Annotated in this window: 5 protein-coding genes and 3 pseudogenes; all 8 read left to right on the top strand. The window is 46.0% G+C overall.

What is annotated here, in order from left to right:
• The first annotated feature begins 585 nt into the window (after window positions 1-585).
• The 8 genes and pseudogenes from IT774_RS12830 (at window position 586) to IT774_RS12795 (ending at window position 12,896) form a co-directional block, all read left to right on the top strand.
• Complete coding sequence (locus tag IT774_RS12830) at window positions 586-1,464, top strand: NAD(P)-dependent oxidoreductase (RefSeq protein ID WP_195810110.1); 879 nt, start codon at window positions 586-588, stop codon at window positions 1,462-1,464.
• Window positions 1,465-1,632: 168 nt separating this feature from the next.
• Window positions 1,633-3,900, top strand: a complete 2,268-nt coding sequence (locus tag IT774_RS12825) for a polysaccharide lyase 6 family protein (RefSeq protein WP_195810109.1) — start codon at window positions 1,633-1,635, stop codon at window positions 3,898-3,900.
• Window positions 3,897-6,106, top strand: a pseudogene (locus IT774_RS12820) (heparinase II/III domain-containing protein). Before IT774_RS12825 ends, IT774_RS12820 begins: the two are co-directional and overlap by 4 nt.
• A 16-nt stretch (window positions 6,107-6,122) precedes the next feature.
• Window positions 6,123-6,467 (top strand): cupin domain-containing protein, encoded by a 345-nt coding sequence (locus IT774_RS12815; protein ID WP_195810108.1) that lies wholly within the window; start codon window positions 6,123-6,125, stop codon window positions 6,465-6,467.
• Between the two features lie 2 nt (window positions 6,468-6,469).
• A pseudogene (locus IT774_RS12810) lies at window positions 6,470-7,766 on the top strand (MFS transporter).
• A 64-nt stretch (window positions 7,767-7,830) separates the two neighbouring features.
• A complete protein-coding gene (locus IT774_RS12805) occupies window positions 7,831-8,760 on the top strand; it encodes a sugar kinase (protein WP_195810107.1) in 930 nt (309 codons plus the stop codon).
• 78 nt (window positions 8,761-8,838) lie between these two features.
• Window positions 8,839-9,455 (top strand): annotated as a pseudogene (eda, locus tag IT774_RS12800) (bifunctional 4-hydroxy-2-oxoglutarate aldolase/2-dehydro-3-deoxy-phosphogluconate aldolase).
• Window positions 9,456-9,938: 483 nt separating this feature from the next.
• Window positions 9,939-12,896, top strand: coding sequence for a TonB-dependent receptor (locus IT774_RS12795; protein ID WP_195812296.1), 2,958 nt, complete (start codon window positions 9,939-9,941; stop codon window positions 12,894-12,896).
• The last annotated feature ends 519 nt before the right edge of the window (window positions 12,897-13,415 follow it).

The following is a 13,415-nucleotide window of genomic DNA, read 5'->3' as shown; positions in this document are numbered from 1 at the left end:
AGCGAAGGGTACTGTGTCTGAAGAAAGTCTTGGTTTTTTAAAGATGCCGCGGACGTCCAATTTCTTACCCTCTACTGATAATTGGCAGACCGAATGAATTTACCAATATAATTAAAGCACACCATACTCTCATCTATAAATAACTAAAAGACGAAGACTTAGAGTATTTTTTCTTATTTTTAGCTGCTTCATTGGTAATAAAGTAAATTTTTTATGTTACGGAGCAGTAGTGGGGAAAGGTAATATTCACCACAATAGCTGCTCCCTCATTAATGGCTAAGTGATTGTCAAATAATGATATTTCACCGGCTTCTTTTCTAAGCTTCCGGTTACTGAACTTGCCAGCAACATATGTTACCAAATAAGATTACCTTTCATTAATAATTGGTTGACACATCGTTCATCCGGGTATAATGTTTTTGTATGGTCTAGAGATTGGTCAAAACATTTAAGCTTCAAATGCAGGCCTAAGCCCCTTCGAAAACTTTGGGACTCATGCAGCAATACCGCTGCTGTCACATTCCAGATGGAATGAGTATTGGCTTTACCACACTTAAGTAAGCACATTTTAATGAGGAGATAGAGATGTCTGATCCAGTTATTGGTTTTATCGGTTTGGGCCTGATGGGCGGCAACATGGTCGAAAATCTTCAGAACAAAGGTTTTCAGGTTGTGGTTATGGACCTGAACCAGGACGCGGTTTCTGCCTGCGTTGAACGAGGTGCCAAACAAGCCAGTAATGGCAAAGAACTCGCCCAGGCTGCCGATATTATCATGCTATGCCTGACCACCTCTGAGATCGTAGAAAAAGTAGTCTACGGTGAAAACGGTATTTTAGAAGGGGTAAAAGAAGGTTCAGTATTGATTGATTTTGGTACGTCTATTCCTGCTTCCACCAAAAAAATCGGTGCTGATTTAGCCAGTAAAGGTGTGGGTATGATTGATGCGCCACTTGGAAGAACGCCTGCCCATGCGAAAGAAGGAAAGCTGAATATTATGGCTGCCGGCGAGCCCGATACCTTCGAAAAGGTGAAACCGATACTTGAACAGCAAGGTGAAAACATCTTTTATCTTGGCGAGTTAGGTGCAGGCCATACCACCAAACTGATCAATAACTTTATGGGAATGACCACGGTATGCGCCATGTCTCAGGCGTTTGCTGTGGCTGACAAAGCAGGGGTAGATCGCCAGCAATTATTCGACATTATGTCCACCGGCCCCTCCAGTTCTCCATTCATGCAATTTTGCAAAAACTACGCGGTCGATAACGTCAGCGATTTGGGATTTACTATTGCCAACGCTAACAAAGACTTACGCTACTTTTTACAGATGGTAGATGATCTGGGTACCCGCTCACCTATTGCTGAAGGTTCTTCTGCCAACCTCAGTGCTGCATACGAGGCGGGCATGGGAGATGGCAATGTTCCGGAAATATTCGATTACTTTAAAAAGTTACAAAAGTAACGGCATAGCCATTAGATTGCTTGGGCTAACTTATTGTATAGCTCAGCAATCTAGTAAATTTCTAAATACATATGGCCAGCATGATCCGGCTTGGTATCAGGCGTAATCAGTTATAAAACCCTATGCTGTATGTGTGCTTAAAGATGAATTGTTTTCGGGAAGTTGATAATGATTTTATTGAAGAAACGGACATCGATAGGTTTTTTTTTATTGTTGGGGCTGTTTTCCCACGCCAGTAGTGCAAAAAACTATCTGGTAGAAGATAAAAAAGACTATTCCAACATTGCACAAAGACTAACCGCAGGCGATACGGTTACCCTTAAAAATGGAACCTGGAAAGATTTCGAAATAGTTTTCTCAGGTCAGGGCAACGCGGGTAACCCCATCCGTTTAAAAGCGCAAACGCCGGGGAAAGTAGTTATTAGCGGCTTGTCGAATCTTCAGCTATCAGGCGAATATCTGCAGGTTTCCGGATTAATTTTTAAAGATGGTTATACCCCCAGCAGCTCGGTAATTACCTTCAGACACCAGGATAAAGAAGCTAATCACTCGCGAGTTTCTAATGTGGTTATCGATAATTTTAATAACCCGGACAAACAAGAATCAGATTACTGGGTAGCGTTGTATGGTAAGCGCAATCGACTGGATCATAGTCACTTTGTTGGAAAACGAAATAAAGGTGTCACCGTTGCTGTACGTTTGACGGACGAAAAAAGTCAGCAGAATTATCACCGAATCGATCATAATTATTTTGGCTACCGGCCTGTCTTCGGCTCTAATGGCGGCGAAACCCTCCGTATTGGGACCAGCCACTACTCTCTAACCGACTCTTTTACAAAGGTTGACCACAATTATTTTGATAAAACCAATGGTGAGGTAGAGATCATCTCGGTTAAATCCGGCAAAAACGAGCTCAGAAATAATGTGTTTAATGAAGCTCGCGGAACGCTCACGCTGCGCCATGGAAACGGAAATATTGTCGATGGCAACGTATTTTTTGGAAACGGGCAAGACCATACCGGTGGCATTCGGGTTATCAACAAAGACCAGATTGTTCGTAATAACTATCTTGAAAATCTTACGGGTTATCGATTCGGTAGCGGGCTGACCATTATGAACGGGGTGAAAAACTCGCCGATAAACCGCTATCACCAGGTAGAAAATGCCCTTATTGAAAACAACTCGTTTATTAATGTTCGGCATATACAATTAGCTGCCGGCAGCGATGCAGAACGTACGGCAGTACCAACAGATACGCTGATCAAAAACAACCTTATTGTAAACGATGGGCGTCAGCCTTTTACCTTATTCGATGATATCAGTGGTATTACTTTTAAAGATAATGTCAGTAATCAACCAGTTTTATCCGAGTTGCGCCCCGGCGTAGCCAAACAGAATATCTCGTTGTCACGTCACAAAAACGGCTTACTGTACCCTACAACCCACAGTGAAAACGTGGGCGTGCAACGAGACCTCATTGTTGTTAGTAAAGACGAAACCGGTGTTCAGTGGTATCCCAAAGCACCGGCTACCACGGAATTTGATTCGGGCGCCACGCATCGGGTCGCCCCGACACCACAGGCTTTGTATAAAGCCATAGAAGCGGCCAGGTCAGGCGATACTATTGTGCTTTCTGCCGGCCAGTATGATATCTCCAGACTATTGAAAATCGATAAAGTTCTGACGATTTCTGCGCACAAAAAAGGCCAGAGCAAGCTGACCTTTGCCCGCTCGGCCCTGTTCGAAATTCATGATGGCGGCAGTCTTAAATTAGACGGTCTGGCTTTATCAGGCAAGAACAGTCCTGATGCGGCAGCCAATAGTGTGGTGCGAACTGCAAAGTGGGGAATGTTAGAAAACTATCGTTTCATCATGAAAAATTCGTCGGTAGCGGATTTAGATATCAATCACTCCTTCGACTTTTTTGTCAGTGGTAAAGGAGCCCTGGCTGACCAGTTGGCGCTGGAAAACAATACATTTGAAAACATCACCGGGGATATTCTGCGCCTGGATCGTGAAATTGAAGACTTAGGTATTTACAACGCTGAGTATGTGGTTGTAAACAATAATCAATTTAAAGATGTGCAAGGAACGATAGCCAGTATTTACCGGGGCGGGACTGATGAAAGCACCTTTGGGCCCCATCTGGAGTTTGCAGGGAATACGCTCACCGCGGCCGGCAAGGGCAAGCGCAACAAAACCGATGCTAGCTTATACTTACATGGCGTTCAGGTTTCCAAGGTTACCGATAATCAATTCAGCCATTCCGCACCCCTGGTGATTGAACACACCGTCGGAGAACCGCAAACCGCGATAAAAAATAATAGGTTTGAAGCAACTGCTGCACCTGAGATCAAAGAGCTGCATGCTGAAGGCCCCCATACCGCGACTCTACAAAACAACCAGGTAACCAGCGATAAGGAGCGTCAGTCATGAATGCTAATAGAAAAAACATTTTAGGCGCCTTCTTCGTTTGGTTTGGTCTGGTCGTCTCGCTGCCTTCAGTGGCTGCAGATAGCCATCCGAATCTGGTAATTACCACTGACGACGTGAGCAAAATGCGTAGGGCTTTAGAAGAGCCGGGTCGTTTTAAAACGGCGTTCGAGAAGCTCAGGCAGTCTGTCGATAAACAGCTTGGCGCGCCCATCGAGGTTCCGGTTCCTAAAGATGGGGGCGGTGGGTATACCCATGAGCAACACAAAAGAAATTATCAGCAAATGTACAACGCCGGGGTCATTTATCAGCTGACCGGGGAAAAAAACTACGCAGAACACGTGACAAAAATGCTACTGAATTACGCGCAGTTGTACCCCACCTTAGATGTGCACCCAGAACGTAAAGTGAACTCACAAAATCCGGGAAAGCTATTTTGGCAAAGTCTGAATGAGGCGGTCTGGCTGGTCTATACCATTCAGGCCTATGATCTGGTTTATGATGCACTTACTCCCAAAGACAGAGCGCGAATTGAACAAGACCTGTTAAAGCCAGTGGTTCGGTTTTTGTCAGAAGGTCAGCCCTCGACGTTCAACAAAGTCCATAATCACGGCACCTGGGCCACTGCGGGAGTGGGGATGGCAGGATATGTATTAGATGAGCCTGAGTGGGTGGAACAAGCGTTATATGATCTGAACCAATCAGGTAAAGGCGGCTTTCTGGCGCAACTGGACAATCTGTTTTCGCCCCAAGGGTATTATAACGAAGGCCCTTATTACCAGCGTTATGCATTGTTCCCCTTTATAACCTTTGCCAAAGCAATTGCAAATAACGAGCCTAAGCGAAAAATTTTTGAATACCGCGACGCTATAATATTAAAAGCCATCGATACCACCATTCAGCTCAGTTACCACGGCTTATTTTTTCCTATCAATGATGCCGTAAAAAGCAAAGGAATCGACACTATTGAACTTGTACACGGGGTTACGGTGGCCTACGGATTGACCGAAAATCCTGAGTATCTGGATATCGCCGCCATGCAACAAAATATTATTCTTTCTGGTGACGGCCTGAAAGTGGCAGCCGGGCTGGATGCAAATAAAGCGAAGCCCTATCAGTTTGACTCGGTCGCATTTGGTGACGGGCCTAAAGGCGACAAAGGGGCATTGGTGATAATGCGCAGCAAGCCTGAAGGTCAACAAGCATTACTGTTTAAGCCTGCCTCGCAAGGTCTTGGCCACGGTCATTTCGATAAACTTACCTGGCAGTTTTATGACAATGGCAATGAGATAGTCAGCGATTATGGTGCGGCCCGGTTTTTAAATGTTGAAGCAAAATTTGGTGGCCGCTATCTGCCTGAAAATACCAGTTATGCCAAACAAACGGTGGCCCATAATACGGTGGTGGTGGACGAAAAAAGTCACTTTAATGCCAAGGTTTCAGAGGGTAACAAACAAGCTCCCACACTGAATTTCTTTGCTACCGGCCCAACCGGAAGCGTCGCTCAGGCGGTCATCGATACCGCCTATAAAGATATAACACTTACTCGCACCATGGCTTTAGTAGAGCTTCCTCATTACGAGCATGCCATTGGTATTGATTTGTTTGAAGTTGCCGGTAACACCCGCCATCAATTTGATTTGCCTTTGCATTATCACGGCCAACTGATTGATACCAGTTTTGATATCGATGCTTTTACCTCAAACCTGCGGCCATTGGGCAGTGCCAATGGCTATCAGCATCTGTGGCTAAAAGGTAAAGCCACCCCGAAAAAGGTTTGGCCAAAGTTACCTGGCTTAACGAAAATGGTCGTTTCTACACCCAAACCAGTCTTGTGGACGGCGACGAGAAATTTCTGTTTACCCAGCTTGGCGCCAGTGATCCTAATTTTAATCTGCGCAACGAACACAGCTTTATACGCCGCGTCGGGAAAAGCCAAAAACATCGGTTTATGTCAGTCATTGAGCCTCATGGCGAATACAATCCGGCAAAAGAGTACACCCTGGTGGCCACCAGTCAGCTGCAACAACTGGACTATGAATCCAGGGACCACTTGCTGTTAATTTCCATGCAACTGGCGGGCGCAGAATACCTGGTGGCGATAAATCAGAGTTCGGATAAAAATCTGACAAAGCCAACGACCTTTACCTTCAAAAACAAACACTACTCGCTGGACCGCCGGATGGCTGTTTATCAGTTGAGCAAATAATAGGAGTATTGAAGCAATGAACCAACAAAGTGAAATGTTTTTATTTGGCAGTACTACCGAAATAGAAGATTTAGGCAATGGCCTGAAGCGCCAGATGCTTGGTTACAACGAAGAACTGATGGCGGTAAAAGTCTGGTTTGCCGAGGGCGCTCAGGGCTATACGCATCAACATCGGCACTCGCAGGTAACCTATGTTGAAAAGGGCGAGTTTCACTTTACCATTGATGGTGAAACAAAAGTGCTTAAAGCCGGCGACAGCTGTTTGATCCCCCCTCATGCAGAGCATGGCGCTATTTGCCCGACAGGCGGAATTCTGCTGGATATCTTCAGCCCACCCAGAGAAGACTTCTTAAAGGAATAGCTATGAAACTTAAAGGTGTTCGCTGGTGGGTAATTGCGCTGATTGCATTAGCCACAATCATTAATTATATCGATCGCCAAACACTCAGTGTGCTGTGGCCGGCCATTGTTGACGATTTGTTTCCGGATAAAACGTCTTTAGAGAGAAAACAGATTTATGCCAGTATTTCGGTCGTATTTGTATTTGCCTACGCCTTCGGCCAGGCTATTTTTGGAAAAATCTTTGACTGGGTCGGAACGCGTTTAGGCTTTGTACTTTCTATTGGTTTTTGGTCACTGGCCACGATTGCCCACGCGCTGGCTCAGGGCGTATTAAGCTTTGCCATTGTCAGAGCAGTACTCGGTGTAGCTGAAGCCGGTAACTGGCCCGGAGCCACAAAGGGCAATGCAGAATGGTTTCCCATCAAAGAGCGCGCACTGGCTCAAGGGATTTTTAATTCGGGGGCGGCGATAGGCGGCATTATTTCTATCCCTCTGATTGCGTTTTTGACCGTGTATTTCAGTTGGCAGATGGTCTTCGTGGTGGTGGGTCTTGTGGGGTTTCTGTGGCTTGTGCCCTGGATTGTTCTGGTAAAGGCTCCCCGGGTCGTCATCCGTGGATAACGGAAGCCGAGCGTAATTATATTCTCACCGGCCAGAAAGCCAATCTTGATGATACTGAAGATGAAAAACCCGAATACGCACCGTCTACAGTGGAGTTGCTGTCTCGCAAAGAAAGCTGGGGCGTCATTCTGGCTTCCGCTGCTATCGATCCTATCTGGTGGTTATTTGTTTTCTGGATCCCCATTTACCTGAACGAAGTGTATGGCATGGATGTAAAAGCAATCGGGATCTATGGCTGGGTACCCTATGTGGGGGCGATGTTAGGCGCCTGGTTTGGCGGTTTGCTTGCACAAAACCGGTTGAAGTCAGGTTGGAATGCGGACAAAACCAGAAAGCTAACCATTACCTTAGGTTGTTTGATCATGCTGCCGGCACTTATAGCCATGGCCGATCCGGGTGGCCCCGTAACCGCAGTACTGATCATGGCCGTTATTTTGTTTGGTTTTCAGACCGCCATCGGCAACGTCCAGACCCTTCCCAGTGACCTGCTGAGTAAAAAAGCGGTGGGCACCCTGGCCGGGTTTTCCGGCATGGCAGCAAAACTTGGCGCCGTAGGGCTTACCTCTTTGGTGCCTTATCTGACCGCCGGGGGAATTATACTCCTGCATTTGTGATTGGTGCCTCCCTTGCAGTTTTGGCGATGGCCTCGGTGTGGGTGTTGATTCCAAAGATTGAGCCGTTGCAGGCACCTAAGTAATACATAGGCGCAAAGGAACCATTGCGCCTATGTCAGCCAACCCGCATTACAAAGTGAGACAACCATGAGTTCTATTTATTTTTTCGGCGAGTGTTTAATCGAGCTAAGGGCCCTGCAGGGAAACCTGCTTGAGCAGTCTTATGCCGGAGACATTTACAACTCTGCGGTGTATATGAAGCGGGCCTTTCCCAAGCTGCCGGTACATATCATCACTACCGTGGGGACCGACGCATTTAGCAATGAAATGACAGACCGTTTTACTGATGAACATCTATCGACCGAATTGGTCTTTCGTTCTCGACAAAAGATACCGGGTCTTTACCATATACAGACAGATGTTACGGGCGAAAGAACATTTAATTACTGGCGGGGAGACTCTGCTGCCAGACAGACAATGGACTTTTTTACAGACGTTCATCTTCACCAGTTTAAACATAAAGATGTTTTTTTCTTTTCCGGTATTTCACTTGCTATATTACCTGAAGAAAAACGGGATGAGTTTTGGCACAGATTGAAAAAACTGAACGACCGTGGCATCACAATTGTGTTCGATCCGAATTACCGTAAAACGTTATGGTCCTCTAAAGATGACGCCCTTACTCAGACAGAAAAGGCATTCACTTATGCCGACATTGCCTTACCGGGGGTCGACGATCTAGCCACTTTGCTGGATCTTCACACCTCCAAACAAGTCAGCGACTTTTGTCAGCGGTTTGATTTAGCCGAGCTGATAATAAAAAATGGCCCACAAAGTGTGGTCACGGTATGCAACGGCGCCACTGCCACGCACAAAATCACGCCGGTGAATAATGTTGTGGATACTACTTCTGCCGGTGACGCATTCAATGGCGTTTACCTTGGGGCCCGCTTGTCGGGCAAAGATATCGATAACGCGGTTCAGGCAGCAGCGGCCGCCGCGGCAACTGTTATTCAGCACCCCGGTGCCATAATTCCCCGTACCTTGTTTCTTAATGCGCTACAGGGAAAAATATGATGAGTCCTAAAATATGCACTCATGAGCGCCAGCGTTCAGTATTGTTTCATTCTATTAATTATTTTCAGAGCACATTCAATGAAAAAATTCTCCAGTATGATGGGCGAACAACGCTTGTTGCCTATCATTCAGACCGACTCCCCTGAATAGGGGGTAAATATCGCCAGCGCTATGGAAAAAGCGGGATTAACCGTGGAAGAAGTCGTGCTACGTACCCCATCTTCTTTATCCGCTCTTAAGGAAATTAAGAGCGCCCTGCCTAACTTAAGTGTTGGCGCAGGCACGGTATTAAATGCCCGGATTCTAGACCAGGCGTTAGCCGCTAAGGCTGATTTTATTGTAACGCCTGCCATCTCGACAAGACTACTTGAGGACCTTAAATCTGTTGATGTGTCTGTTTTGCCCGGGGTGTCTGGTACCGGTGATATCTTGTTAGCTCTTGAAGCTGGTTATAATGAACAAAAATTGTTTCCAGCTGCTTTAAGTGGTGGGCCCGAATTTCTTTCTGCGATCGCCTCTGTGTTTCAATCGGTTCGGTTTGCCCAACCGGTGGCGTAAACCCACACAATAAACAAGATTATCTGGCATTGCCAAATTTAATGGCAGTGGGCGGGACCTGGGTCGCCACTGCAAAAATGATCGCCCAAGGAGACTGGGAAGCTATAACCACTGCCTGCAAAGAAGCGCATAGATAAACGTCCGTTAATTTTCAGACCTTTTTACCCCTCCATTATCCTTTCTAAAAGGCCGCTTTTTAAGCGGCCTGCTTAGATTTACATATCAGATACATTATCCCAAATGAATTCACTCATAATTGGTTATCCAATTAGTTTGGTAGCGAAGGCCTCTCTTTCACAAATATGTATTTTTATAACGAATAAGAATAAATGCACTCAAATATCAGCTTTAATAGCATTACGATGTTCAACCAACCTTAATTATTAACGTAGTAAAATCAGTATCTTACTAATCATTGTTGTTGAATATTATTGGTTATGGTTGTTGGTATGTCCAATTGGTAATAGCTTAGTTTTTTATTTAAGCTAAAATTGATTAACAATAGGTTGACCTTTCCGGCTTTGCTTGTAACTATTAGGTAAATTAGTTGTGAATCAAAGCCGACCCTGGCTTCAGTATTTACATCAATCAATGCAATTGCTAATGGATGAAAAACGATGATGCGATACAAACTTTCTAAAATTACTCTAATGATACTTTCTGCCACTGCCGTGGCTGGCAATGTTCACGCCCAGGCCCAGGAAGTTCAGACAGCAGAAGAAGAAGTTGAAGTCATTGAGGTTTCTGGTATTCGGCAGTCTCTAACCAATGCTCTGGCAGAAAAAAGAGCATCAGACAGCTTGGTTGAAGTGATTCAGGCCGTCGATATCGGCAAACTTCCGGATCAAAACCTGGCTGAGGTTCTTGAAAATGTGACGGGCATTCAAATAACCCGGGAGGCCGGGGTCGGCACGGGTGTACAGATACGTGGTACCAATGCCAACCGAACAGAAATTAATGGTGTGTCTACTGTAGGCTCAGGGGCAGGACGAAGCGGAATTGACTTTGAAGATGTATCCTCAGCGATAATCTCAGCGGTAGAAGTTATCAAGTCTCCCGAAGCAAAAACCATTGAAGGCTCGGTGGGCGCTACTATCAATCTAAGAACTATCAGGCCACTGCAGTTAAAAGAAATGTTGGGTTCAATCCGGGTGCAGGGTGAAGAGAGCAGTTTGTCTACAGATGGAATAACCCCAAGAATTTCCGGAGCATGGGGCGACAATTGGGAAACCGATGCCGGAGAGTTCGGGGTGGTGTTAAGTGGTAGCTACAGCGAACAGGATGTAACTGCGTTTCGGCCCCGGGCAGATCGTGACAATATTATTACCTCCGACAGCGGCGTACCCAGCGCTCAGTCTTTTGATTTTTTACCCATCCAGTTTTTGAATCAGGATTATGATAATTACGAATATGAAACGGTCAACTTTGCCGGTACGCTGGAATGGGCCCCCAGTGAAAATACCAAGCTATATTTCGATGCGGTTTTAAATGATCAGGAACGGCGGCAGGAAAGCTCGCGAGTGCAAGCCTCTGGCGTTAGTGACCTAAGAGATGTGTCGGTACCTGAAGAATTCGAGACGGTGGATTTTGGTAGTCTGGATGGCCAGGATCTGGGCAGTATACAAGCCGCGGTGCGAGGCGTGATACCGGTCGAAGAGGGCGGTGGCGATCCTAACCTGCGTTTTTCCAGTGACACTAATTCGCGTATTACCGACAGTAAAGTATTTCGTTTTGGTGGCGAATGGCAGGGTGAAAAGCTTTTTGTCAGTGCTGAGGTCTCCTCATCTTCATCAGATTCCACCACTCCTAGTTTCAATACCACGCTGAACTTCATCAACCCAAATGTAGAGATTAACGAGTCTAATGAAAATGGCACGCCTTTGGCTTACGATCTATCAGGCGGCTCGCTTTCATACGGAATTGCCACAGGTGAGGCGAACGCTCCTACCAGCGAACAACTGCTTGATCCTGATAATGTGGTACTGCGCGATGTAAACATTGGTCAGGATGTAACCGAAAATCAGGAAGACGCCTTCAGAACCGATTTTAAGTATTATTTTGACTCCTACATTACTTCTGTGGATTTTGGTTATCGTTACAGCAAAACGAGCAGTGTATCTGATCAAATCCGCTCTAATGTAGGGCTACGTGACTTCGCCGATAGCCCTCGTGGCAGCCTATTTGCCGATATTCTTACTGCTGGCCCGGCCAACTTTAATGACGCCGATGGTCGTCAGCTATACATACCAGACTTTCTTCTTATCAACCCGGAGTTGGCGGCTTCTGACTCTTCCACGGTACTAGATACTTTAAACCGTGCGATTGAAGCTAATAACGCGATTACTGGCTCTGATCGCGAACCAATAAGCTCTCCCACTTCTCAGGTGAACGCGTTTTTTGATATTGAAGAAGTCACCCATGCTTTATATGCCCAGGGTAACTTTGAATACGGAATGTTTCGTGGCAACTTTGGGGTACGCTATTTACAGACAGATGTTGATTCTGTAGGTAATTCGGTGACAGTGGATGCCGAGGGCAATCAAATTGTAGAGCAGGTGGCATCCAGCGGTGATTATGACTTTGTACTTCCCCGTATTAATGTGGTGGCTGACGTGATGGATGATGTAATCGTGCGGGTGGGGTGGTCTCAGGATATCCGCCGTCCTGACTTTAACGATCTTTCGACTTCGGTCACCTTCAGTACCAGTCCTAACAACTCTACCGCAATAGGAAACCCGGGCCTGCTACCTGAAAAAGTAACCTCCTTCGATATCTCAGCAGAATGGTATTTTGCCCCGGCAGCGCTATTGAGCGTAGGATATTTTCATAAAGAACGGTCTGATTTACATGTAACCCGCCAGAATGACCCGTTTGAAGACCCGACAACAGGTTTTCGCGATATCACGGGTCCGGTGTGTGAAAATGGCGGTATCTTTAATCCTATTGCCGATATCAATGTGTTTGGACCAGAGCCGGGTGTAGGCGTGTGTGTGCCCACCCAAACAACGATAAATGATGATGATGAAACCACGCAGCAAGGGGTCGAAATTGCGTTTCAGTATGATTTATCGAACTTTGAAGAGTCTTTGGGTTGGGCATCAGGCTTTGGTCTGTTGGCAAATTACACTTATCAGGACTTTAGCGGCGGAGCAGCTGTGGATTCGGCCACAAGTCGGGCCAATAGTGTGTTCGCCCGCACGACCGGAATTGAAGATATTAATGTCACGGCGGTACAGTCACTGCTCGATTTATCAGAAAACTCCTATAACGTAACGGTTTTTTATGAAAAATACGACTTATCGGTACGGGCTCGTTATACCTGGCGTGAAGCCTACCGCTCCACCGACTTTGGCAGTACTTCCAGCTTTCCCTGGGGCTTTCCAGTGGTTCAGAATGACCGCGGTCAGCTGAATGCCAGTATTAGTTACGATGTGACTGACCAGCTGAATATCGGACTTGAAGCCGTAAACCTGACTCGCTCAGATGTGGAACAGTCCTGCGTGAGCGAAGGGGCACTGCTGTGCTTCCAGGGCCTGACCGACAGAAGAATTACATTTGGCGCAAGCTACACCTTCTAAACCAGAGTTGCGCTAGCGAAATCTCCCCTTGATCCCGGCTTTAACAGGCTGGGATTTTTTATAATAAGAGGGTGGCTTTGTAGTCTTTTTTTAAGTCGCTCTTATCTAAAGCAATAAAAATAAGATTTAATTGTGGCTTATAAGTTTAGTCATTGAACAACCGGTAGAAGCCGTCTTCTGCTACTGAATTAGATAAGAGTTAACCGTCTTTTTGGATTTAGCAAAGAGCACGAATTAGGATTAAAGGGGCTAAAGGTAAGCGCTCCGGAAAAAAGAAGCAATCGAATAAAGGTTCATAAATTGCGTGTGATAGTGCAACCCGACAGTCTATACCATGCCGCTTGTAGCACGGATCTTATAACCCCGATAGCTTATACCAGAAAACTTTTTAGAGCGTGTTTAGCGCAAAGCTTACAGCAGAACCACTCCACTCATAAAGCGAGACATTTATAAAAGGCACATAAGCGGCTTTGAGCAATGTAATTGTGAGTGACGCCCGGTTCTGGCTTTTTATTAAAA

The organism is Salinimonas marina (assembly GCF_015644725.1).
GTDB lineage: Bacteria > Pseudomonadota > Gammaproteobacteria > Enterobacterales > Alteromonadaceae > Alteromonas.
This window is presented reverse-complemented; position numbering and strand designations above follow the sequence as displayed.

Excerpts from the sequence above, each read along its gene's own strand:
- IT774_RS12830 (WP_195810110.1), top strand. The coding sequence starts at position 586 with ATGTCTGATCCAGTTATTGGTTTTATCGGTTTGGGCCTGATGGGCGGC.
- IT774_RS12825 (WP_195810109.1), top strand. The coding sequence starts at position 1,633 with ATGATTTTATTGAAGAAACGGACATCGATAGGTTTTTTTTTATTGTTG.
- IT774_RS12815 (WP_195810108.1), top strand. The coding sequence starts at position 6,123 with ATGAACCAACAAAGTGAAATGTTTTTATTTGGCAGTACTACCGAAATA.
- IT774_RS12805 (WP_195810107.1), top strand. The coding sequence starts at position 7,831 with ATGAGTTCTATTTATTTTTTCGGCGAGTGTTTAATCGAGCTAAGGGCC.
- IT774_RS12795 (WP_195812296.1), top strand. The coding sequence starts at position 9,939 with ATGCGATACAAACTTTCTAAAATTACTCTAATGATACTTTCTGCCACT.